20 protein-coding genes and 1 pseudogene are annotated in these 22,047 nt (G+C 61.7%); 16 read left to right on the forward strand and 5 right to left on the reverse strand.

From position 1 onward, the window contains the following. The 5 genes from ABIZ35_RS14935 to ABIZ35_RS14955 all read right to left on the reverse strand — a co-directional run. On the reverse strand, nucleotides 1-591 hold a 591-nt coding region (locus tag ABIZ35_RS14935), incomplete at its 3' end, for a DUF4331 family protein (protein ID WP_348220718.1). 236 nt (nucleotides 592-827) lie between these two features. After that, nucleotides 828-2,378, reverse strand: a complete 1,551-nt coding sequence (locus ABIZ35_RS14940) for a DUF4127 family protein (protein WP_348220719.1) — start codon at nucleotides 2,376-2,378, stop codon at nucleotides 828-830. A gap of 3 nt (nucleotides 2,379-2,381) precedes the next feature. Then, the gene (locus ABIZ35_RS14945) at nucleotides 2,382-3,317 is read right to left on the reverse strand and encodes an ROK family protein (RefSeq protein WP_348220720.1); all 936 of its coding nucleotides are present in this window, start codon (nucleotides 3,315-3,317) and stop codon (nucleotides 2,382-2,384) included. A 7-nt stretch (nucleotides 3,318-3,324) separates the two neighbouring features. Then, on the reverse strand, nucleotides 3,325-4,029 hold the full coding sequence (locus tag ABIZ35_RS14950) for an N-acetylmannosamine-6-phosphate 2-epimerase (RefSeq protein ID WP_348220721.1): 705 nt from the start codon (nucleotides 4,027-4,029) through the stop codon (nucleotides 3,325-3,327). Between the two features lie 31 nt (nucleotides 4,030-4,060). Then, nucleotides 4,061-5,254 (reverse strand): sodium:proton antiporter, encoded by a 1,194-nt coding sequence (locus ABIZ35_RS14955; protein WP_348220722.1) that lies wholly within the window; start codon nucleotides 5,252-5,254, stop codon nucleotides 4,061-4,063. A 408-nt stretch (nucleotides 5,255-5,662) separates the two neighbouring features. Between ABIZ35_RS14955 and ABIZ35_RS14960 the strand changes: the two are divergent. From ABIZ35_RS14960 to ABIZ35_RS15035, 16 genes and pseudogenes are all read left to right on the forward strand, one after another. Further along, nucleotides 5,663-5,911: pseudogene (locus tag ABIZ35_RS14960) on the forward strand (Smr/MutS family protein); the annotation flags it as partial. A gap of 592 nt (nucleotides 5,912-6,503) precedes the next feature. Beyond that, complete coding sequence (locus ABIZ35_RS14965) at nucleotides 6,504-7,136, forward strand: PEP-CTERM sorting domain-containing protein (protein ID WP_348220723.1); 633 nt, start codon at nucleotides 6,504-6,506, stop codon at nucleotides 7,134-7,136. Between the two features lie 210 nt (nucleotides 7,137-7,346). Beyond that, the gene (locus tag ABIZ35_RS14970; protein ID WP_348220724.1) at nucleotides 7,347-7,709 is read left to right on the forward strand and encodes a DUF192 domain-containing protein; all 363 of its coding nucleotides are present in this window, start codon (nucleotides 7,347-7,349) and stop codon (nucleotides 7,707-7,709) included. A gap of 230 nt (nucleotides 7,710-7,939) precedes the next feature. Continuing rightward, on the forward strand, nucleotides 7,940-9,913 hold the full coding sequence (gene ftsH, locus ABIZ35_RS14975) for an ATP-dependent zinc metalloprotease FtsH (RefSeq protein WP_348220725.1): 1,974 nt from the start codon (nucleotides 7,940-7,942) through the stop codon (nucleotides 9,911-9,913). 57 nt (nucleotides 9,914-9,970) lie between these two features. After that, complete coding sequence (locus tag ABIZ35_RS14980) at nucleotides 9,971-10,351, forward strand: hypothetical protein (protein WP_348220726.1); 381 nt, start codon at nucleotides 9,971-9,973, stop codon at nucleotides 10,349-10,351. A gap of 161 nt (nucleotides 10,352-10,512) precedes the next feature. Next, nucleotides 10,513-12,465, forward strand: a complete 1,953-nt coding sequence (locus tag ABIZ35_RS14985; protein WP_348220727.1) for an ATPase, T2SS/T4P/T4SS family — start codon at nucleotides 10,513-10,515, stop codon at nucleotides 12,463-12,465. A 103-nt stretch (nucleotides 12,466-12,568) separates the two neighbouring features. After that, nucleotides 12,569-13,249 (forward strand): thiamine phosphate synthase, encoded by a 681-nt coding sequence (locus ABIZ35_RS14990; protein WP_348220728.1) that lies wholly within the window; start codon nucleotides 12,569-12,571, stop codon nucleotides 13,247-13,249. Nucleotides 13,250-13,378: 129 nt separating this feature from the next. Beyond that, nucleotides 13,379-15,214, forward strand: coding sequence for a phosphodiester glycosidase family protein (locus ABIZ35_RS14995; RefSeq protein ID WP_348220729.1), 1,836 nt, complete (start codon nucleotides 13,379-13,381; stop codon nucleotides 15,212-15,214). Between the two features lie 72 nt (nucleotides 15,215-15,286). Next, nucleotides 15,287-16,456 carry an alanine racemase gene (gene alr, locus ABIZ35_RS15000; RefSeq protein ID WP_348220730.1) on the forward strand — a complete coding sequence of 390 codons (1,170 nt, stop codon included), beginning with the start codon at nucleotides 15,287-15,289 and terminating at the stop codon, nucleotides 16,454-16,456. Nucleotides 16,457-16,495: 39 nt separating this feature from the next. Next, nucleotides 16,496-17,236, forward strand: coding sequence for a sigma-70 family RNA polymerase sigma factor (locus ABIZ35_RS15005; RefSeq protein ID WP_348220731.1), 741 nt, complete (start codon nucleotides 16,496-16,498; stop codon nucleotides 17,234-17,236). Beyond that, nucleotides 17,205-17,504: a hypothetical protein gene (locus ABIZ35_RS15010; RefSeq protein ID WP_348220732.1), complete on the forward strand. Its 300-nt coding sequence runs from the start codon at nucleotides 17,205-17,207 to the stop codon at nucleotides 17,502-17,504. The genes ABIZ35_RS15005 and ABIZ35_RS15010 overlap by 32 nt, the downstream gene beginning before the upstream one ends. Nucleotides 17,505-17,554: 50 nt before the next feature. Further along, nucleotides 17,555-18,472 (forward strand): regulatory iron-sulfur-containing complex subunit RicT, encoded by a 918-nt coding sequence (gene ricT / locus ABIZ35_RS15015; protein WP_348220733.1) that lies wholly within the window; start codon nucleotides 17,555-17,557, stop codon nucleotides 18,470-18,472. Nucleotides 18,473-18,581: 109 nt separating this feature from the next. Beyond that, nucleotides 18,582-19,415 carry a tetratricopeptide repeat protein gene (locus ABIZ35_RS15020; protein WP_348220734.1) on the forward strand — a complete coding sequence of 278 codons (834 nt, stop codon included), beginning with the start codon at nucleotides 18,582-18,584 and terminating at the stop codon, nucleotides 19,413-19,415. Then, the gene (folP, locus tag ABIZ35_RS15025; protein WP_348220735.1) at nucleotides 19,412-20,260 is read left to right on the forward strand and encodes a dihydropteroate synthase; all 849 of its coding nucleotides are present in this window, start codon (nucleotides 19,412-19,414) and stop codon (nucleotides 20,258-20,260) included. The genes ABIZ35_RS15020 and folP overlap by 4 nt, the downstream gene beginning before the upstream one ends. A 36-nt stretch (nucleotides 20,261-20,296) precedes the next feature. After that, complete coding sequence (locus tag ABIZ35_RS15030) at nucleotides 20,297-21,307, forward strand: arabinan endo-1,5-alpha-L-arabinosidase (protein WP_348220736.1); 1,011 nt, start codon at nucleotides 20,297-20,299, stop codon at nucleotides 21,305-21,307. 42 nt (nucleotides 21,308-21,349) lie between these two features. After that, nucleotides 21,350-22,012: an NUDIX domain-containing protein gene (locus ABIZ35_RS15035; RefSeq protein WP_348220737.1), complete on the forward strand. Its 663-nt coding sequence runs from the start codon at nucleotides 21,350-21,352 to the stop codon at nucleotides 22,010-22,012. Nucleotides 22,013-22,047 lie beyond the last annotated feature (35 nt).

The raw sequence follows: 22,047 nt of genomic DNA on the forward strand, positions 1-22,047 counted from the left end.
ACTGGTCGCTTGCGGCACGTTCGGGTTGGAAACCGGCACTCCGTTGATCGGCGTCGCGCGGTCTGGGAAGATCGTGAAGAATTGGTTCAGGTCGAAGAAGAACGGATCTTCACGCGCGCCGGCGAATACTTTGATTTCGGGGCTCGGTGTGAAGCCGTGGTTGATCACGCCTGTCGTGACGTACGGCTGCAGCGCTGTCGTGACTGTTCCCGTGCGGTCGGGCTTCGCCGGTCCAGCAATCATGACTTGCTGGGTGGATCCCGTTCCGGTGAAGCGCGCCTGGATCACCAGATCCTCGATGTTATCACCGGTGTTGTCGATCTTGAATTGATAGAGAACGCTGGGGTCGAACGTCGTGCTGGGGCCGCCGCCGCCGGGGATCAGCGGGTGGACATCCATCGCCAGGACGACCTTGGTCGAGTCGGATGGGGAGGGGAAGATAAAGACATCGGTGAGGTCCGTGCCGGGCTGAGCGGCAATCGCCGGTGTGTCTGCGTGGTCCGATCCACGCGCCTTCATCACCAGACCGGCGGGAATGAGCGCCGCGCCCGCCGCCGTGAGCAGTAATATTTGTTTTCGAGAGAGTGCCATGCGTGTCTCCTTGTCGAGCTTCGCGAACAAGAATGCGGGCCGAATGGGGATTGGAGAAAGTCCTCGCCTCACCCTGCCTGTCTTCCATACCGCCTGAGTTTACCAGTCGGGCTGTGACGCTTGTTGCGAGTCGGATTAACGCATGGTTACAAACAGCCCTTCCCGTTTTAGGAAAGGGCCGACGGTACGGGAGAATGGGGGATTTACTCAGATTTGAAAAGCTTTTGAAATGGAAATTACGCGAGATCGAAATCCACTTCGAACGTCCGCCGCCAGGGCAGACGCACGCTTCCGGGGGTGAGAGCCAGGCCCACGCCGACTCCCGCTTGCTGGAGCTTTCCCAAAAGCTGGGTCAGATGCGATTCAATAATGGCCCGGGTTTCGGCCTGCTCTTCGGGGGAGTTGGGATCGGGGTCGCGGCGGCCGTGACGCTCTTCAACGATATCGCGCGCGGCGCGGCGCGCGACTGTCTGGTAGCCCCAATCCTCTAAGAACCGATGGGCGAGGAACCGTGTTTGCGCCGCCGCCCGCTGGGGGACGCCGTCGATATACAGGGCGCAGACCCCGTGCGCCACCACGACGCCGAGGGTGTTACCGGCGGTGTTCCAGGCGCCGTATGCGGACAATGCGCCCGGACGCAGCGCGGCGCCTTTGGCCAGAAGCAGGTCGGAAAAGAGCGGATCGCCGCCATTGGGATACGCGACATCGCCGAGCGCCACGGGAACGCCAAAGGATTGCAGCGCGCCGAGACGCGTCAGAAATTTTTGGTACGGCGCGGTGCGGTCCCGCCGATCTTCGTCCGCGTATTCCAATCGATAGTCCGTGCGCCGGGGGGATGGCGTCACGACGCCGAGGACAAAGTCGCATGCGTCCACGGATTCTGCCACGACACAGCCGCAGGCGGCGATCTGACCCAGAACCGTCTCGCGCACCGGCCGATCTTCATAGGGGGCGATGATCTCTTCGTCGCCGGGAATGGCGTACTCTACCCAGACGCGCGGCGTGCGGCCATGATGCGCATTGATGAGCTGCGCGACCAGCGCCGATCCAACTTCATCCGCGCCAGGGTACATATGAAGCCGCCCTGAAAGCGCGGGACCGATCAGGCGGGGCCACCCGCGAAGCCAGTCGCGCTCGCGGCTCGGAAAGCCGTGAGCGGCGGTGTCGTCGGAGGTTAGGAGTAAGCTGGCGATCTTGCCGCGCGCCGCTAGATCGATCAGGCCGAGGTTCACGGCGTGGTTGCGCAGGCGGCGCATCAGCCAGTCGGCCTTGAGGTCCGCCGGAATCTGAGCGTCCAGATCTTTTAAGATTACGCGCTCTTCGCCTGTCAGAAGCTCCGTTTCCGACCGATGCGTCAGCCGCGCCCATTTGTAGAAGCGAGTTCCCCACTGCTCCCAGTACAGTGGCTCTTCAACGCAGTTATCGGCGTTCGCGACCCGTGTGATCAGCGAAAAGGCGTGCACGGGGATCGCCGCGCCGACTTCCTCCAGCACGCCAAGACGTCCCAAAACGGCGGCGGCGCTGTCCTGAGAGATACGGGCGTTGATGAGATTGCCGTAGCCCAGATAGTCGCAGGAGACGATGGCGGCCGACGCCGTTTGCGGCGCTTCGCGCAGCCAGCGCGTGACGGCGTCCAGGTCGGCCGGCTCACGCTGGAGGCCGAGCGAATCCGCGGGCGGCAGCAGCACCTCCGCGCCGGCGATCTCTCCAAGCATCTGAGGATAGCGGGTGTTGACGGGGCGCTCATCGAGCGGGACAAGCGCGATGCGCAGCGGTGCGAGGTTCATAATTCAGAGGTCTCCTTTCGGAGCAGGGATCACGAGGGCGGCGGCGCCGATGGTCGAGGCGTGCTCGCCAAGCGAGGCAAACATCACCGAAGTTTGTGCGGGGCCGGGCAGGGCGCGCTCACGCAGAACGGCGCGGGCGGGATCCAGCAGCAGGTCGCCGAGCCCGGCCAGGCCGCCGCCGATCACAATCGCGTCTGGATCGAGTGCGTTGGCGAGACTGACCAGACCGAAGCCCAAATAGCGGCCGGTCTGCGCGATCGCCGCCGCCCCAAGACCGCCAGGATCCTGCAAGGCGTCTGCGCCGATCTCCGCGCCGGTAATGCTCGCTTCGTCGTCCCCGGCGATCTCACGCCATGTTTGGACGAGGCCGGAGCCGCTTGCGTAGGCCTCCAGTGTGCCCTGGGCGCCGCCGGCGTCACGCCGTGCGTTCGCGTCCATCGTCAGCAATATGTGTCCGAACTCCCCGCCCGTCCAGTGCGCGCCATGATGAACGCGCCCGTCCAGCAGCAGCGCGCCGCCGACGCCCGTGCCGAGCGCGAGAAAGACGACGGTAGACAGACCGCGCCCCGCGCCGAACTTCGCTTCGCCGGCTGCAAGCGCGTTGACATCGTTGTCCACCGCGACGGGAACGCCGAACGCCTCGGCAAAGGCGGGGCCGATCTCCGTTCCCGCCCAGCCAGGCAGCAAATCCGTAGCGGAGACAACTACGCCGCGTGTGGCGTCGATCTGCCCTCCTGCGCCGATCCCGACGCCGGCGATTGCTTCATCAAAGTCGTGCAGCAGTTCCTGTCCCAAGGCGATCGCGCGCTGAAGCACCTGCGCCCCGCCGCTCTCGGCCTCCGTCGGGCGGACGCCCGATTTTAGAACAAGGCCGCTCTCATCCACCAGAGCTGCGGCGATTTTGGTGCCGCCAATATCAATTCCCAGATAAACGGGCATTCAAAATCTACTTTCCCGCCACTGCGCGGGCGAATCGCTCCGTAATCTGCTGCGGCCGTGTGATGGCGCCCCCAACAATCACCGCGAACGCGCCAGCGTCCAGCGCCGCCCGCGCCTGCTCCGGCGTATGGATTCGCCCTTCGGCGAATAATGGGACATCGAGCGCCGAGGCTAAACGCGTCACCAACTCCAAATCCGGCCCTTCTAATTGAGGACTGTACGGCGTATACCCCGACATCGTCGTGGAAACAAACTCCGCGCCCGCCGCCTGCGCCGCCACGCCTTCGTCAAAGGTGGAGATATCCGCCAGCACGGGAAGCCCGGTCGCCGCGCGCACGGCGGCGATAAACTCCGCCGTCGTCCCTTCCGGATGGGGGCGATCCGTCGCGTCCAGCGCAATCATGTCCGCGCCCGCGTCCGCCACCGCCTGCGCATCGCGCAATGTCGGCGTGATATACACATCATAATCCGCCACATCGACCTTATATAGACCGATAATCGGCAGCGTCGTGACCGCCCGAATGGCGGCGATATCCACCGGGCTGTTCGCCCGGATCCCGACCGCGCCGCCGCGCTCGGCCGCGACCGCTAGTTTCGCCATGATCTCGCCGCCGAACAGCGCCTCGCCAGGCAGCGCCTGACAGCTCACGATGAGACCGCTGCGCAGGCGCTCGGCGAGGGATTTGTGAGAAGAAGTTTGAGAAATCGTCATGGCGTCAGTGTACGGATTCGGGGGTGGGTTGTCAAGAGTGAGGCTTTTTCTCGATCTCCCCCAGACGCCGTAGCAGCGGCGTGATGGTTAGGCCCTGCACGATGATGGAGAAAGCGACGACGCCAAAGGTGACGGTGAGGATTTCGGAGCGGCCGGGGGTATCGGGGGGCAGGCCGAGGGCGAGTGCGAGGGCGAGGGCGCCGCGCAGGCCGCCCCAGAAGAGGATGTGCTGGCGGCTGGCGGAGATCCGCTGCGCCGTGCGTGCGTAGAAGGCGCTGCATCCATAAACGGCGGCGGCGCGGCCCAGGAGAACGACGAGGATGGCGATGAGCGTGGGGACGAGAAGGCTGACGGAGCTTTCAAGGGCGCCGCGCATGCCGATCAATAAAAAGATGAGAGAATTGGCGAGAAACGCGGCGTATTCCCAGAAGGCGCCGACCGCCTCACGTCCGCGATCCGTGATAGCGCGTCCCGGACCAATATTGCCGATCAGCATCCCCGCCGTCAGTGTCGCGAGAACCCCGGAGAGATGGAAGTGCTCGGCGAGCAGAAACGAGCCGTAAGCGGCGACGACCGTGAAAGAAATCTCCACAAGATGATCGGTGGCGCGGCCGATCATCAGCAGTGCGCCGCCGCCGACAAGGGCGCCGCAGAGAATGCCCCCTGCAACCGTAATGCAGAAACTGGAGACAACGGCGCCGGCAGACATGCCCGCGCCGAGGACCACCGCTGAGACGACGGCGAAGAGCACTGCCGCCGTGCCGTCGTTGAAAAGGCTTTCCGCTTCCACCAGCAGGCGAAGTCGCCCATGCACACCCGCCTCTTTAAACGTGGCGATGACCGAGACGGGGTCAGTCGCGGAGATCAGCACTCCGAACAAAAGCGCGCTCGGCCAGGCCCACTGGGCGCCGAAATGCATCCCCGCCGCTGTGATCGCCGTGGCGATCAATACGCCGACGGTCGCCAGGAGCGTGATCGGCCCAAAGTCGCGCCGGAGTTCCGTCCAGGGAATAAAGTATGCGGCTTCGAAAATCAAAGGCGGCAGAAACGCCGTGAAGATTAGGTGCTTGGTCAGGTGAATATGCGGCGACAAGCCCGTGAGAACCATCACGCCGCCAGCAAGCACAAGGCCGACGGTGTAGGGAAGGCGAAGCCGCTGGGCGATGGTCGCGACAACCGCTGCGACCAGCAATAGGATCTCAATATTTTCGATGCTTAGATCCATGTGGTGTGATCCTCAAATGGCGCGGAATATTTGTTGTGCGATCCAGGGGAATTCGTGTCCCGGGGCGGCCCTTGGCGTGACATAAAATCACTCAGCGCCAGGGCGGCGCTTACGTACGGATGACAAGCGAATTGGAGAAACAGGTGAGAAATTAAACGCGGGAAGTGGGATCGCGCGGAGAGGGAGGCACGCCGCCCATGCGTGGGCGAACGGCTGCATATCGAGAGCCGCAGGGGTGGAAAGAGCACCACGCCGCCATCAGGCTCCAGATTTTCATTTGAGGTTCAGCCGCCATGCAGCGAGTATACCCAATTCGCGGAGGAAGCCGTCTGCTCACTCTTTAAGCCGTGCTTCAATCCGCTCCATTGCTCGTTCGGGGTAAACTGTAACCAGATTGGGGAGAGAGTATTGAAAATCAAGGTGGATCTGCATCCCATTTATAACGACAGCCGCGAGATCGATGCGGCTCTGCTCAAGGGCGTCGAAGACGCCGTGGCCAAACGCGCCACGGAGCTGGAAGTCATTCCCGGCAAGGGATCTGGGGCGCTGAAGAAGACGGTCATCCGGTTCTTTGAGCGTCCGGAAATCAGGTCTCAGTATCATCGGCTCGAAAGGGACGGCGACAACTGGGGGCGCTTGTTCATTCACTTCCGCTGGGCGCGCCTTCAGGAAGCGAAGCACGAGCCGGTTCCCGAGGAACGCGTCGAATACAAGTGCTTTTGCTGCGAAGCCGCCGTGTCGACGAGGGTCGACCGCGAGATACTGGACGAGGCGCCGACGGAGGTTCGTATTGAGGAATGCCCCTCCTGCGGATCGCCGAATAAGTTGACATTTCAACTGCGCAAACGTGGAGATGTCAGCGTGCACGCGATCTCTGGATATGAGGAGTAATACAGACGACAGCAATAAAAAAGGGCGATGAGCATCTGCCATCGTCCATTTTTTATCGCTAGTCTGGTTCGTAACGTGATAATTGCAATTATGGCGTGCGTGCATATAATTATGTGTCTTGAATTTATAAATAATAGTAAGCAAGCAGCCGTTTGACTCTAGGAATATATTTTAAAAATATTTCTAATATATGATTATTTTCGTGTCGAGCGGGGTATATTGTTCGTGCGGTTCTGGATCCCCAGTGTTGTACGCTCCCTATTGCTACGTTTGCTGTTTAATGCGCGGAGCAAGGGACCAAGTCTCCAATTCATACTAAATGGTCCAAGCTTAGGATCAACAAAAGGAACCTACAGTAATGAAAACACGTAACGCCGTTGTCGGCGCTTTCGCCGTCGCGGCTCTGAGCACTTTCCTGAGCGCCGGTCAGGTTCATGCGCAGAACTTCACCTTCACGTCCATCTTCGCGGACAACACGATCACCAGTGGCACCAGTACGCTCAGCATTCTGAACAGTAATAGCGTAGGCGTCATCGGCGCTCCCACCGCGATTGTTTTGAGCAACCTGTCTGAGTTCACCACCCCGGGCACGGGGCCGAACGCGTTCGTGAACAGCCCCTATAGCACGACGCTGACGATCTTCGATGTGGCGAGCGGCACCTCCCTCTCGCATGACTTCACCGGCGTCTTCAACGGCCAGGCGGACGGCGGCGATCTTCTTGGTAATGGCAAGAGCGCCTTCTTCACCGAATCGCCCACGACGACCTCGCAGCAGTATGTGTTCGCGACTGGCACCTACACGGTCACGCGCAGCAGTTTCGTTTCTCCTGGACCGCAGGGCAACGCGGACGGTTCGCAGGGCGCGATCGTCACCTTCCAGCCCTCCTCGACTGTTCCGGAACCCGGAACCGTGGCTGCGATCATCATGGGTGGCGCGATGCTTGGCCTGATGGCGTTCCGCCGACGCTCCACGTTCACCCTGGGCGCCTAACGGAACGGAAGACGTCGTGTTTGGGCAGTGGTAAGAGGTCATGGCTTTTGCTATTCCAGGATGGTAAAAGTGACGACCTAGTCCCGGCTTGATGTCAGCCCTGAGTGCTTGGGCGGCTCTATTTCCCATGGGAAATAGAGCCGCCCTTGTTGTTTGTGTTCTCTGTCAAGCGTCGCGCTCTCGTGCGCACGCAGGTACACTGATCGGCATATGGCGGATTACGTTCAATATATGCTGGCGCTTGCCTCGAACGGAGCGCCGCTGGCGCGTGTCGAGCGGGTCGATTCGTGGTGGGCGCAAGGAATCGGTGTTTTGGGGCGGCGCGCGCTGCCGGTGGGCGAGGGGATGTGGTTCCCCGGCGTCGCTTCAATTCATACCTGCTTCGTCGCGTTTCCATTGGATATTCTTTTTCTCAGCAGTGATCTGAGCGTGCTTGCCGTGCTGCCGGGCGTGCCTCCCTGGCGGCCACTGGTGCGCTGTCCAGGGGCCGCCCATACGATCGAACTGGGAGCGGGAACGCTGGCCGTCCCCCTCGTTCACATCGGAGATGCGGTTCTTTTAGAGCCGCAATAGTGTCATAACGCATACTCAGTCGTAAGATTGGGTAGAACGGAATACATCGACGCTTTTTAGTGGGGAACGCAAGTTCGCCCATTTGCGTAGTTAATGAAAGAACGCATTCGCCCCTGCGACAGCGAGCATCTCGTTGTTGTCGGTCGCGAGGAGAATGTGGTATACTTCCGCCACGGCAGCGTCTCAGTAAGACGGCCCGTTAGGATTTTTCTTCCCACGTTATTCCAAATGTGCGGAGGGAGGCACTGTTGAACACGAAAAATATAGTACGCTACCTCGTCCCGATCCTTGTCCTGTGTATGGTAATTTACTTTGCTAAAAGCAATAAATTGCCATTTATGGGCAGCGATTCGCCTAAGGTCGTCCCTTACAGCCAGTTTGTCTCTGATGTCGAACAAGGCTGGGTGATCAAGGGCGTCATCAAAAAGAACAATACCTTCGAGGGTTCTTACGCCGCCAGCACCGGGCCTCGCTCCGGGGACTTCACCGTGGAGCTTCCGGATAACCCGCAGGTCCAGCGTGACTTGGACACGACCTTGCGCGCCCACAAAGTCAATTTCAGTTACCCGAAGCCGCCGATCCCGGATGGGCTGCTGGGAATGCTTGTCACCGCACTGCTCCCGCTGCTTGCGGTCGTCTTCATCTGGGTCTTCTTCCTGCGCCAGGCGCAGAGCGGCGGAAACCAGGCGATGTCGTTCGGACGCTCAAAGGCGAAGCGTTTGACGGACAGTGTTCCGAAGGTGACGTTTGACGATGTGGCCGGCGTCGAGGAAGCCAAGCAGGAGCTGGAGGAAGTCGTCGAGTTCCTGAAGAACGCGAAGAAGTTCCAGGCTCTAGGCGCCAAGATCCCGAAAGGCGTTCTGCTCCTCGGACCTCCCGGATGCGGCAAGACGATGCTGGCTCGCGCCATTGCCGGCGAGGCGGGCGTCCCGTTCTTCCATATCTCTGGATCGGACTTTGTCGAGATGTTCGTCGGCGTCGGCGCGAGCCGTGTCCGCGATCTGTTCGACACCGCTAAGGCCAATCGCCCGTCGCTGATCTTCATTGACGAGATCGACGCCGTCGGACGCCAGCGCGGCGCCGGCATGGGCGGCGGTCACGACGAGCGCGAGCAGACACTCAACCAGCTGCTGGTCGAGATGGACGGCTTCGATCAGAACTCCGGCGTCATCATGATCGCCGCGACAAACCGCCCGGATGTCCTTGACCCTGCGCTTCTGCGCCCCGGACGCTTTGATCGCCACGTGACGGTGGATACGCCGGACGCCAAGGGCCGCGAGGCGATCCTGGAAGTCCACCTGCGCGGTAAGCCGATTGCGGAAGATGTCAGCGCCCATGCGCTCGCTCGCCGCACCCCGGGCTTCAGCGGCGCGGACCTGGCGAACCTAGTCAACGAAGCGGCGCTTCTGGCGGCGCGCAAAGACAAGACCCGCATCGAGATCCCGGACTTCAACGAGTCCGTCGATCGCGTTGTCGCCGGTCCCGAGCGCAAGTCGCGCATTATGAACGATCAGATCCGCGAGCGGATCGCTTATCATGAGGTCGGCCACGCGGTCGTCGGCGAGCTGCTGCCGAACGCGAACCCGGTCCACAAGATCTCGATCCTCCCGCGCGGTCGGGCCCTGGGCTACACGATGCAGTATCCGACTGAGGACAAGTACCTGACCACCCGTCAGGAATTCCTCGACGATATTAGCGCGCTGCTCGCTGGACGCGTCGCCGAAGAAGCCGTTTACGGCGAGGTGACGACGGGCGCATCGAACGACTTCGAGCGCGCCACGGCCATCGCCCGCGCCATGGTCTGCGAATACGGCATGAGCGAGCGTCTCGGACCGGTCGTTCTCGGTACCCGGCATGGCAACCCATTCCTGGGCCGTGACTGGAACGAGGAGCGCAATTACTCCGAGACCATCGCCGTGGAGATCGATAAGGAAGTGCGCTCAATCATTGACGAGTGCTACGATCGGTCCCGCACGATCCTGTTCGACAACCGGGTCAAGATGGACGAGATCGTCCGTGTGCTTCTGGAGAAAGAATCCCTGGAGCGCGAAGAGTTCATCGAGCTGATGGAAGGCGCAAAGGTTCCCGCGCCGTCGAAGCCGCCGAAGGCTCCGACTTTCCCACCGCCATCCGCTGGAGACACTTCATCCAGCACACCTGAACAGCGTCGCCCATTGCCGAACTTGCGGCCTGAGCCCGCTTAACCGATACGCCGTTACGCGGGGGAGTCAGACGATGGCTCCCCCTTTTTTATTTATCCTATGGAAAACACTTACCGCTATCGCCTTTCCCGTCTGGTTCGCACGCAAAGCTCGGAAATCTTCCTGATCTGGGACGAAGACCGGCGCATCGGCCAGCTAGACCTGCATTACGCCCACGACACGATCCATGCGACGCTCGTGCTTGAAGCGGACCTGCCTGTCAACACTGAGGAAGAACTTCTCTCGCAGATCGACGAGGACATTGTTTCGTCCTACCTGCCGTCGTTCGACCGTGAGGACTTCCTGGTGACGGTCTTCCGGGGCGAAGAGATTTCGTCCTACACGGATTCGTCCGGCGCCCTGGACGATATTGAGGATGAACACTTCGGTGAAGACGACGATGACGATGACGGCGGCCTGCGCGGACGCCGTGACCGTTAATTCCGGCGTCTTTTCATTGAAGGACAGTCGAGCTCCGGCGCACTAATGTTATAATAGACTTAAAGAGCGACGGCTCCCAGGAATGAATGGATCGTAAAGCGAAACGCAATCCTGTTGATTGCGTTTTTCCATCTTGGAGCAAGTAATAAAGGATGGCGGACGTGGCAGATACATCGCAGTTTGAGGGAGCCGAGGATTTCGGCCAGTTTTTGGTGGAGCAGAAGCTCCTGACCGATGCCCAGCGCGTTTCGGCGCAGGCGCACAAGCGTCAGCACGGGACGGCGCTGACCGACGCGATCGTCAGTCTCGAAATGATGGGCGAAGAGCAGGTAACGCGCGCCCACGCTCAGCATCTCGATATTCCCTACATCAATCTGAAAGAAATCACAATCGACCGTTCGGTGCTGCCGATGGTGGATGCGGCGTTCGCGAAACAGTACGAGCTGCTTCCAATCGGACGCAAGTCGGACGGCACGCTGCGTCTCGCCGTCGCCGACTGGACCGATGAGGTCATGAAGGCCGCCGCCAGGATCGGCGTCAGCCAGCGCGTCCGGATCGCTCCGGCGCTGGCCACGGCGGAGCATATTCGCCAGGAGATCGAGCGCAGTTATCAGGACCGCGTGCTTGTCGGCGCCGCGGCCGGATCTGCGGCGGGCGGAAATTCCGGTGTTCCTGATATTCGCAGCGCCGCCAATCCCGGCGACCCCAACGCGCCCAAGCCGCCGATCGCGCCGCCTGGCCAGCGCAGCGCCGTTCCCGCATTGCTGCCTCCGTCGGCCGCGAACAGTCCCGCCCGTTTCGCCACGCCGCCCGCCGCCATCCGTAAGCCCGGCGAAGGCGGGCAATCCCCCGGCGGGCGCACCGGCGTGCTGACCACCAATCAGCCCGAAGGTCTGGAGGAAGCTGATGTCGATCAGCCGATGGTCATTCAGCTGGTCAACACCATTCTTTCCAAAGCGATCAAGGCGGGCGCGAGTGACATTCACTTTGAGCCCCGCCGCGATACGCTCGATATTCGCTATCGCATCGACGGCACCCTGCACCATGTGGATAGCATCCGACGCGAGTTCCAGGCGGCTTGTACATCGCGCGTCAAGATCATGGCGGATATGAACATCGCCGAGCGCCGCGTGCCTCAGGACGGACGCATCGCCGTCACGCTGGATAACCGCGCGATCGACATGCGCGTTTCTTCCCTGCCGACCCAGTACGGCGAATCCATCGTTCTCCGTATTCTGGACAAAGGCGGGCGCCGTCCCGGTCTGGATCAGCTGGGCTTTTCCGAACGCAATCTCAAGCTGCTGAACAATTTGATCCGCAAGCCGCACGGCATCTTCCTCGCGACCGGCCCGACTGGCTCGGGTAAGACGACCACGCTTTACAGCGCCATTCAGGCCATTCATACTCCTGAGGTCAACATCATCACGGTGGAGGACCCGATCGAGTACGATCTGGACGGTATTCGCCAGTCCAACGTGCATGAGAAGGCGGGCCTGACGATGGCGAAGCAGCTGCGCGCCATTTTGCGCCAGGACCCGGACATCATCTATGTCGGTGAGATCCGTGACTCCGAAACGGCGGAAATCGCGTTCCGCGCGGCGCTGACCGGCCACATGGTCTTCTCCACGCTGCACTGTAACGACGCCTCCGGCGCCGTCACGCGCCTGCTGAACATGGATGTCGACCCGTTCCTGGTCGCTTCGTCCGTAGTCGGCGTCATGGCCCAGCGCCTCGTCCGCAAAGTCTGCGTCAACTGTGCGATGCCCACGACCCCCGATCCCGAGATGATGAAGTCCTTCGGCGTGCATCCCGATTCACCGGAAGCACGGCGCGCCACATTTGTGATCGGCCGCGGCTGCGATGTCTGTGAAGGCACGGGATACAAAGGCCGGGCCAGTATTCAGGAGATCATGGGTATGGACGATAACATCCGTAACATGGTCCTTGCGCGCATTCCCTCAAACAAGATCCGCAAGGCGGCGATGGCGCATGGCATGGTGTCTATGCGTGAAGACGCCGCACAGAAGGTCATGGCGGGGATGACGACGTTCGAAGAAGCCGCGAAGCGCGTCTTTATCGACGACACCGAGGAGCTGCCCGAAATCTCATTCTAACCATAACGACGTTCCAGGCGGCGTCAGGGGCAGGCGTTTTTTTGCCCCTGACGCCGCCTTGCTTGTTGACCGCGCCCGCGGGAATGTGGGTACAATACCGATTGTGACTGATTTAACCGGACCAAGTCTCACCTTGGTGACAGATCGAAACCTGTATCGGCAATCCTCCGAAGGGGCGTCCGGCCCGATCTCCCTTATCGACGCGGCGATCCAGGGCGGAGTCGACATCGTCCAGCTGCGCGCCGTAAGCGGCGAAACGGACGACCTGGCGATTTATGCCGTCTCCCTCCATCTGCGCGAAATGACCGCCGGCAAGGCGCTTTTCGTTGTAACGGGCGACATCGAACTGGCCGAAAAATGCCGCGCGGACGGTCTGATGCTGCGCGAGCATTCGTACCGTCCGTCGGACGCACGCAGCTATTTGCGTGGCGATAATGTCCAATTGGTCGGCGCCTTCGCCCGATCCGTCGAGGAAGCCGCGCGCGCCGAGCGCGGCGGCGCCGATTACGTGCAGTTCGGTCCCGTGTTCCAGGCGGACGAGGCGACGAACCCGGACCAATCCGGCCTGGCGGTCCTGCGAAAGATCAAAGACGCCGTCCAAATCCGCGTGATTGGGTTTGGCGGTATCCAAACACCCGAACAGGCGGCGGAGTGTATCGCCGCCGGAGCGGACGGCGTGGCCGTCACCGACGCCATTACCGGCGCCGCTGACCCGTCGGACGCCGCTGCGAAACTGCGCGTCGCGCTGGACGCCGCCTGGGCGCAGCGTCACGTTTCCGAATAAGACAAAGCCGATCAGAAACATCCCGTGAATTTGCGGTGGGTTAGGAACTTCGTTTTTTGTTTGCAATAGCCGATAATCAATTTAATAGTGGTCTCACGGTTTGCTTTTGAAGGTGGGGAGGAAACGGCTATGAAGTTCCAGCGCCGCGCTGCATCCGTTGCTCTCTGTCTCTTGGCCGCCAGCAGCCTTTGTGCTGTCAGCGCTTCCGGCAAGAGCCAGTCCGCATCGGATTCGCATCACCATAACACAAAACATAAAGCCGCCCCGGCATCGCCGGCGCAGGCTTCCCATAAAAACGCGCTAGCCAAGCGCCTGGCCGCGAAGCAGCAGGCCGCACGCGAGAAAAAGCATGCGCTTCTCGCCAAACAAAACGCCCTGCATGCGAAGCGTCTGGCGACCAAGCAAAAGGCCGCGTGGCGTGCGCATGTCGCGAAGGTCCGCGAACTTAGCCCCAAGGAACGCCGCGCGCTGCGGCAGCACAACAACCGCCTGGCGCAGCTGAAGACTGACAACGAAGAGCGCAGGACTGCGCTCGCCAAGCACAACAAGCGCGTCGCGCTGCTTGCGGCCTCTCAAAAGAAAGCCTCCCATAAAACCGCGGCCGCCAAGAAGGGCCTTACCCGCGAAGCGCGCGCCGCCAAGTCCGCGCACGACCGCCGACTGGCCGCGAAGCAGGCGGCGATGGATCATTCTGATTCCATCTCCAAGAATCTGAAGGCGCGCCGTCAGGCGGCGACGCTCGCCGCGCAGCATCAGAAATGGGTGGCCCAGCAGGATCTGCGGGCGCGTCGTCAGGCGGCGGAGCAGGCGACACATGAGCGCAAGGCGCGGATCACGCTGGCCGCGTATGAGAACACCGCGCGTGACCGTCAGACGACGAAGGCCGCTTCGGCGCATGATCGCCGTCTCGCCGCCCAGCAGGTCGAGCGCAATCGCAAGCTGGCGCTTCAGCATGCGGAAGTTAATCGCAAGCAGGCAGATCAGCGAGCGGAAGTCAATCGCAAGCAGGCGCTTCGACAGGCGGAGGCGCAGCGCAAGCTTGCGATCCGTCAGGCGGCCTACGCCAAGAAGATGGCTGCCCACAATGCTCGTTTGATCCGTGCTCAGGCGCTGCACCAGTCGCGGCTCGCCGCGCACAACGCCCGCGTCGCCGCCAAGCGATCGCACTATGTCGCGACGCACGGCGACGATACCGGCGGCCGCAGCATTCGTTTCTGGCAGACCAATGTCGCCAAAGTCCCCGTCAAGGTCATCACGGTCGATCTGAACGATCCCAATGTCAAAGTCTCGGCGGTGATGGCGCGTAATGGCAACGGAACCTCGGAGCCGTTCCGGCAGATGATCGATCGGGCGAACCCGAATGTCGCCGTCACCGGCACGTTCTTCTCGCTGGACAACCTTCGGCCGGTCGGCGATATCGTCATCGGCGGCAGTCTGGTGCACTTCGGCGGCATGGGAACGGCGCTGTGCGTGACGCCCGGCAACAAAGCGGACATGGTGAGCTGCCAGTGGGGACGCCATCACGACTGGAGCGACTACGATTTTGTCTGCGCCTGCGGTCCGCGCCTGCTGCAAAAAGGCCGGATCGTACTTGATCCACATTCCGAGCGCTTCCGAGACAAGAGCATGCTTGCGCCCAATTCGCGCATCGCAGTCGGGATTACTTCCAGTAACAAGCTTGTCTTTGCGATGACCCGCGACGCGATCTATCTCGGCCGCCTCGCTCGCGTGATGCGCGGTCTGGGCTGTGTCGAGGCTATGAACCTGGACGCAGGCACCAGCACCGGCTTTTATTACAACGGCACGACGCTGGCCCGGCCTGGCCGAAAGCTGACGAATATGATCGTGGTCTACGGCCGCAAGGATCGCTACGAGCGGGCTTTGGATCAACTTGTTCCTCCGCCGTATCGCCGCACGGGGAGCAGCGTTTCACCGCAAAATCCCTCAGTGCTGGCGCTCAAATAACGCCACTACCGGCAACACCGCCGCGCGCGTCATGGGAGATGCGCGCGGCTTCTTTTTTTCGAGATAATCGTCATGCTGCTTTCGCCACACCCCCGTACCTGGGCCGAGATCGACGCCGATGCGCTCGCCCATAACCTCGCGAACCTCAAAACGCTCTATACCGACACATACGGCGCCCGGGTGATGGCGATCGTCAAAGCCGACGCCTACGGTCACGGACTGGAAATCATCGTCCGCGAGTGCTGTAAGCTCGGCGTTCGCGATTTCGGCGTGGCCACCGTCGAAGAAGGCGTCGTCGCCCGGCGTATTGCCGGCCCCGACGCCAGCGTTTATCTGCTCAGCCCCGTCACCCCATATGAAGCCGAAACGATCGTGACCCATGGTCTCATCACGGTGGTCAGCAGCCATGTGATGGCCGCCGCTCTGTCTCAAACGGCGTCATCGATGAACCTGATCGCCGAAGTCCACCTTGACATCGACACGGGCATGGGCCGCGCGGGCTTCGCGCCGGATCAATCCGCGAGCGCCCTGGCGGCACTGAACCGATTGTCGAACGTGAAAGTGACCGGCGTCGCCACCCACTTCGCCAGCGCTGACGAAGACCCGGAGGACGCCCGCGCGCAGTTGGCGCTTTTCCAGTCCGCACTCGATGGCCTCGGCGAGGCGGCGCAAGGGCTCACGGTTCACGCCAGCAATTCTCCGGCGGCGCTGCTGCTTGGCGGCGCAGGCGCCTATCAGATGGTGCGCCCTGGGCTGCTGCTCTATGGCGTGGAGCCCGCGCCGGGCGTCTGGGCGCAGACGCCTTTGACATGGCGCCCGGTGCTGTCCCTCAAGACGCGTGTTACGCTCGTTCATCGCCTTCGCGCCGGCGACACCATTTCCTACGGTAAGACTTACACTGTTCCCCCGGACGGCGGCGTCTACGCCACCGTCGCGATCGGTTACGGCGACGGTTTCTCCCGGCGTTTTACCGGCGGCGGATACGTTCTGCTGCACGGCCGCCGCGCGCCGATCCGCGGCCGGGTCTGTATGGATCAAATGGTTGTGGATGTTTCGGAGATCCCCGGAGTGCGAGCCGGCGATGTGGCGACGATTGTCGGTATTGACGGCGACGAAGCCCTCGCCGCCGGCGCGATGGCGGAGACCATCGGCGCGACGCCGCACGAGATTACGACATGCCTGACCGCGCGCGTGGCGCGTGTGCTGCTTACCTTTGTCCCCAACCCCAATCCCGCCTTGTAATTCCCACATCCCCTATGGTATATTGCTGTGGGGAAGTTCATGTTTCTTTGTCTGATCATGGCGTTGCCGCCCGGGGAATCCGCCGGGGCGGGGGAGAGCGATCGGGCGCTGGTAGAGGCCGCCAAGCGGGGTTCCGGCGATGCATTCGCCGCTCTGCACAGCCGCTACTACGGCCGAATATATCGGCTTGCCTACCTCAAAACCAACAACGCCAGCGACGCCGAAGATGTCGCTTCCGAAACCTTTCTGCGCGCGCTGTCCTCGCTGCCCCGCTTCCAATTCAAAGAGGGAATGCCGGTGGACGCATCTCTCTATCCTTGGCTGCATCGGATCGCCACGAATTTGATCGTGGACTCCAGCCGTCAGCGCCCGCCTTCGGGAACCGTGTCTCTGGACGCGCCGCTGGTGGAAGGGATGCGGGATCTGCTGGCGGACCGAATGCCGGCGCGCGGCGAAGCGAGCCTGTCGCCGCAGGAGATCGTGGAGCGGAATGAAGTCCAGGATCTGGTCCGCGCGGCGATCGCTACGCTTCCGGAGGATCAGAGCGAGGTGCTCGTCTTCCGATTTTTGGGAGATCTTTCGCTGAAGGAGATCGCGCCGCTGATGCAGCGGTCCGAATCGGCGGTGAAGTCCCTGCTGCACCGCGCCGTGGTCGCGCTGCGCGTGGAGATTAGCCGCCGTTTGGACAGCGTGGAGCGGCTGGAAATGGGGCGCGAGCAAGCGCTGCGCTCCCCAGGGGTAAAGCATCATGTCGGAAGAAGCACTGGCGAAACACATTGACGACCGCATGGCGCAGGGTGATCTCGCCCCCGCGCCATCCGACCCGGAGACTCAGGCGCTTGCGGGATCCGTGCGCCTGGCGCAGGCGGCCCTCGACTCGCCGGAAGCGCCCGAGCACGCTGAGCGCGCATCCCGTGAGCGTGTGCTGTCTCAGATGAACGAAGCGAGGCCGTCCTCGCGTGCGCTCCATGAGGAGACGCCCGGTTCGTCGTCGCAAGGTTTTTGGGTAAAGCTATTGCATCGGCTGCGCGGCGGCAATGACCGCTGATCCGCGCGATTCCCCGATCGCCACGGCTGATCCGTGAGTAAGGTTCTGTTATGCCCATCGTTGTGGGAGTGGCGTTTAAGCCCATCGGTAAAATTTTCTATTGCGAGCCCGGCGCCTTTAAGCTGGAGGAAAACGACGCCGTTATCCTGGAAACCGAACACGGCCTGGAGTTCGGCTTCGTGATGATGACCGAGCGCATGATCCCCGACAGTGAGGCCCCTCCGCCGCTGATGAAGATCATGCGTGTGGCGCGCGCCGATGACTTCGAGCGCCGCGAGCGCAACGCGCGCCGTCAGGCCGAAGCGTTTGTCGTCTGCAAGCAAAAGATCGCGCTGCTGAAGCTGCCGATGAAGCTGATCGAATGTGAGTGGGCGTTCGACGGCGCTCAGGTCACCTTCCACTTCACCGCCGAGGGCCGGATCGACTTCCGCGAGCTGGTCCGCGAGATCGCCGCCGTGCTGCACACACGGGTGCAGATGCATCAGGTCGGCCCGCGCGACCATGCAAAGATCGTCACTGGGATTGGGCCTTGCGGACGCCCGACCTGCTGCTCGACTTTCCTGCGTGAGTTCGAGCCTGTCTCCATGAAGATGGCGAAAACCCAGAACCTTTCGCTCAACCCCGCCAAGTTCACGGGGCTCTGCGGCAAACTGATGTGCTGCCTGCGCTACGAGCACAATATGCCCGAATCCGGAGCGCCGAAATTGCCGGCGGCTGGTATGGTCGTAATGACGCCGATGGGCCGCGCCAAGGTCGAGGAAGTCAACGTCATCCAGCAGATGATTACCGTTCAGCTGGAAACGCTGAAGTTCGTGGAAGTGCGGTTCAAGGACATCGGCGAAGTGCCGGGGTGCGTGGACCATAGCGAGGGAGGCTGCGAGGACTGCGCCTCCAGCGGCGTTCTCGCCGACTGCACCGTTCCGACGCGGGATCATATTCCCAGCGGCCCCGTTCTCCCCATGATCTAATCGCGATGGTTTCGCGTGCAGACGTGTGGAGTTCGCATAAAAACGGGTATTCTAGTATTTAATGCGCTGTTTCAATATTTTGGGATGGATGACAGAGGACATTTGATTGATGAATACTACCGTCTTTGAGGATGCATCGGCAGGCGAAAGCCGGCGAATGCAGGCCCGCGCCCGGCGTCTCGCCAAGCGCGCCGAGACGCTCGCCAGTGAAGGACGTGTCGACGAAGCCATTGCCTGTCAGGCCGAAGTAGTCAACCTCCAGCCAGAAAACGCCGTCGCGATGCTCAAGCTGGGCATCTTATTCCGTGAAGCACGCCGAATTGACGCCGCTCTTACCGCATTTCGCAAAGCCAGCTTTCTTAATCCCAACCACCGCGATTCTCGCGAAGCCCTGATCGACACCCTCCTGGAGACCGGCCGCTTCCCCGAAGTGATCGCCGAAGCGAAAGTCCTGCTGTCGATGCTCCCGCGCAGTATCTTCGCGCGCGACGTGCTGAGCATTGCGTACCTTCAGGTCGGACAGATTGAAAAGGCGCTGCATGTGACGGCGGAGATGGTTCGCCTCGATCCGTACAGCCCCAGCCATCACTACAAGCGCGCGCTGCTTTTCCAGCAGCAGGGGAATGTCCCCGGCGCCGTCCGTGAGTTCTCCCGAGCCCGCGACCTGGCTGAAGAAAATACCGATCTTTACGAAGAGGCCGAGGAGGCTCTGGATGCGCTGGACGAGTTCCAGATGCGCCAGATCCTGCTGCTCGCCAGCGAAGATTGGCACTTCCAGCACCAGCTGCGCACGAACGCCGACGACGCCGTGGCCGAGCGCGGCTACGCGCTGAGTGACGAGGGCCTGACCCGCATCCGCCATTTGACCCAGGAGCACTTTTCCGAAGTCCCGCAGGGGCAGGCCGACGCCTCCAACTGGGGCGGCGCCCGCTATTATAATTGAATCGCCTGCGCGAGATCGGCCTCGGGACACGAACGCTCGTGATGGGCGTGCTCAACGTCACCCCGGACTCATTTTCCGATGGCGGCCAGTATCTTGATCCTGCCGTCGCCGTCGCCCACGCGCGGCAAATGATCGAGGATGGCGCCGATCTCCTCGACATCGGCGGCGAAAGCACCCGTCCCGCCACCTTCCGCGATTCCAGCCCTCTCAGTCCCGAGGAAGAACTGCGTCGCATCCTTCCCGCGATCACACAAATCGCGACCGAATTTCCCAGCGTTCCCATTTCGGTCGACACATACAAAGCCGCCGTGGCCGAAGCCACTCTGGACGCCGGGGCCTCGATCGTCAACGATATCAGCGCCTTGTCCTACGATCCGGCGATGGCGCCGCTTGTTGCGGCGCGCGGCGTTCCCGCGATCTTGATGCACCTGCCCGGCAAGCCGCGCGAGCTGGCCCATGCGCAGTACGGGGATGTGATCGCCGATCTCGCCGCTTATTTCTTCGATCGTATTGCCGCCGTGCGCGCCGTGGGCGTTTCACACGAGCAGCTTCTGATCGATCCCGGCCTGGGATTTGGCAAGAATGTCGAACAGAACTTAGAGATTTTGCGTCGTCTGCGTGAGCTGCAATTGATCGGCTGTCCTCTCGTGGTCGGCGCCTCACGCAAGCGCTTCATCGGCGCCGTGCTCGGGACGGAAGATCCGATGGACCGGCGTGAGGGCACGGCGGCGACCGTCGCTCTCAGCATCGCCGCCGGCGCCGATATCGTTCGTGTGCACGATGTCCGCGAAATGGCCCGCGTCGCCCGCATGTCCGACGCGATTGTTCGTCCCGCCTCTGCTTGATAGGCCAATTTGCCGCATTTGACAGGAGATCCATCCATGTTCCGTCCGCTGTCCTTCGGCGCGCGTCATAGCCGCCGCGCAACGTGCTCGCTGCTGATCGCTTCGATCGCGACCTTGCTTGCTCCGTACGCACTGCGCGCCGCCGAAACCGACTGCCTCGTGCGCGATCCCTCCACGATGGTCAAGCGCGATGGAACGTACTGGCTCTACGGCACCGGGCGCGGCGTCCGGCAGTTCTCGTCCACGGACCGCCTGCACTGGACCGATCGAGGCCCGGTGTTCGCCGTCCGTCCGGCATGGATTGCGCAGGCGGTCTCGGCGAACAAGCACAACAACGCCTGGGCTCCAGACATCCACTACTTCGGCGGCTATTACTATCTTTACTATTCGTACTCGTCGTTCGGCAGCGGGACATCCGCCATCGGGGTCGCCACCAACAGAACGCTCAACCCCCGCGACTGGGTGGATCGCGGCGTCGTCATCCAGTCTCCGACGCCTGAAGGGTTCAACACCATCGATCCCTGTATCTTCACCGATATGAAAGGCCAGCCGTGGATGTCCTTCGGCTCGTACTTCAGCGGCATCTATCTGGTCAAGATCGATCCGGAGACGGGCAAGCCCCCCGTTGGCGATAACGCCCTGATCAAGATTGCATCGCATCCCACATCCTCGATCAACGATATCGAGGCCTCGGCGATCATTCCGCACAACGGCTGGTACTACTTGTTCATCAACTGGGGTTCGTGCTGCGTGGGCGAAAAGAGCACCTATTATATCCGTATGGGGCGCTCCAAGAATATTGCGGGGCCTTATTTGGATAAGGACGGCAAGGATCTCAAGGACTCGGGCGGGACCGAGTTCCTGCCGAACCACAAAGCCGATGGAACCGAAGTCGGCCCCGGCCACGTGGGAGTTCTCTTCGATAAGGACGGCGACTGGCTGACGACGCATTACGAGTGGGCCAAAGACAAATCCGGCGCCACGACGGTCAACCTGGACAAGCTTACGTGGGACAGCGACGGCTGGCCGCGTGTGGCGGCGCCTTGACATTTTCCGTCAATTCAGTTAAGATCGTGTCTGGAGAACACCATGACCGATCCCGCACTCGCCTATGACGTCACCCAGTTCGAGCGTCCCTCCGTTACCGCCGACATCGTCATCTTTACTCTGCGCCATCGCACGCTTCAAGTGCTTTTGATCCAGCGTAAGGCTTGGCCGTTCGAGGGACAGTGGGCGATCCCCGGCGGATTCGTCCGCATGGATGAAACCCTGGAAGAGGCGGCCCTGCGCGAATTGCAGGAAGAAACCGGCGTGACCGATACTGCGCTGGAACAGCTCCGCGCCTTCGGCGATCCCGGCCGCGATCCGCGCACCCGCGTCATCACCATCGCCTACACCGCGCTTATCCCCAGTGACCGAGTGATCCTGCGCGCCTCGACCGACGCCGCCGACGCCCGCTGGTACCCAATCGACGACCTTCCGCTCCCGCTTGCCTTCGACCACATCCAAATCCTCGAAGAAGCCCATAAGGCCCTGCGCGCTAAAGTTGAAGCCGGCTACGTCGCGCGCGGCCTCCTGCCCGCCCGTTTCACCCTCACCCAGCTTCAGGAAGTCTACGAGACATTGCTCGGCCGCGACTTGGACAAGCGTAACTTCCGTAAGTGGATTTTGTCACTAGGAATTTTAGCCCAGACGACGGAAGAAGTACGCGGTGCGCACCGGCCGGCGGCGCTGTATGAGTTTGCGGGATGAGGCCCTCACCCCCCGGCCCCCTCTCCCAATTCTGG

The sequence above is a fragment of the Capsulimonas sp. genome (assembly GCF_039929585.1).
GTDB lineage: Bacteria > Armatimonadota > Armatimonadia > Armatimonadales > Capsulimonadaceae > Capsulimonas.

Coding starts and splice junctions, on each gene's coding strand:
- ABIZ35_RS14980 (WP_348220726.1), top strand. CDS start 9,971: ATGGAAAACACTTACCGCTATCGCCTTTCCCGTCTGGTTCGCACGCAA.
- ABIZ35_RS15010 (WP_348220732.1), top strand. CDS start 17,205: ATGTCGGAAGAAGCACTGGCGAAACACATTGACGACCGCATGGCGCAG.
- ABIZ35_RS14970 (WP_348220724.1), top strand. CDS start 7,347: ATGGCGGATTACGTTCAATATATGCTGGCGCTTGCCTCGAACGGAGCG.
- ABIZ35_RS14965 (WP_348220723.1), top strand. CDS start 6,504: ATGAAAACACGTAACGCCGTTGTCGGCGCTTTCGCCGTCGCGGCTCTG.
- ABIZ35_RS14995 (WP_348220729.1), top strand. CDS start 13,379: ATGAAGTTCCAGCGCCGCGCTGCATCCGTTGCTCTCTGTCTCTTGGCC.
- ricT (WP_348220733.1), top strand. CDS start 17,555: ATGCCCATCGTTGTGGGAGTGGCGTTTAAGCCCATCGGTAAAATTTTC.
- ABIZ35_RS14950 (WP_348220721.1), bottom strand. CDS start 4,029: ATGACGATTTCTCAAACTTCTTCTCACAAATCCCTCGCCGAGCGCCTG.
- ABIZ35_RS15035 (WP_348220737.1), top strand. CDS start 21,350: ATGACCGATCCCGCACTCGCCTATGACGTCACCCAGTTCGAGCGTCCC.
- ABIZ35_RS14955 (WP_348220722.1), bottom strand. CDS start 5,254: ATGGATCTAAGCATCGAAAATATTGAGATCCTATTGCTGGTCGCAGCG.
- ABIZ35_RS14945 (WP_348220720.1), bottom strand. CDS start 3,317: ATGCCCGTTTATCTGGGAATTGATATTGGCGGCACCAAAATCGCCGCA.
- ABIZ35_RS15030 (WP_348220736.1), top strand. CDS start 20,297: ATGTTCCGTCCGCTGTCCTTCGGCGCGCGTCATAGCCGCCGCGCAACG.
- ABIZ35_RS15005 (WP_348220731.1), top strand. CDS start 16,496: ATGTTTCTTTGTCTGATCATGGCGTTGCCGCCCGGGGAATCCGCCGGG.
- ABIZ35_RS15020 (WP_348220734.1), top strand. CDS start 18,582: ATGAATACTACCGTCTTTGAGGATGCATCGGCAGGCGAAAGCCGGCGA.
- alr (WP_348220730.1), top strand. CDS start 15,287: ATGCTGCTTTCGCCACACCCCCGTACCTGGGCCGAGATCGACGCCGAT.
- ABIZ35_RS14940 (WP_348220719.1), bottom strand. CDS start 2,378: ATGAACCTCGCACCGCTGCGCATCGCGCTTGTCCCGCTCGATGAGCGC.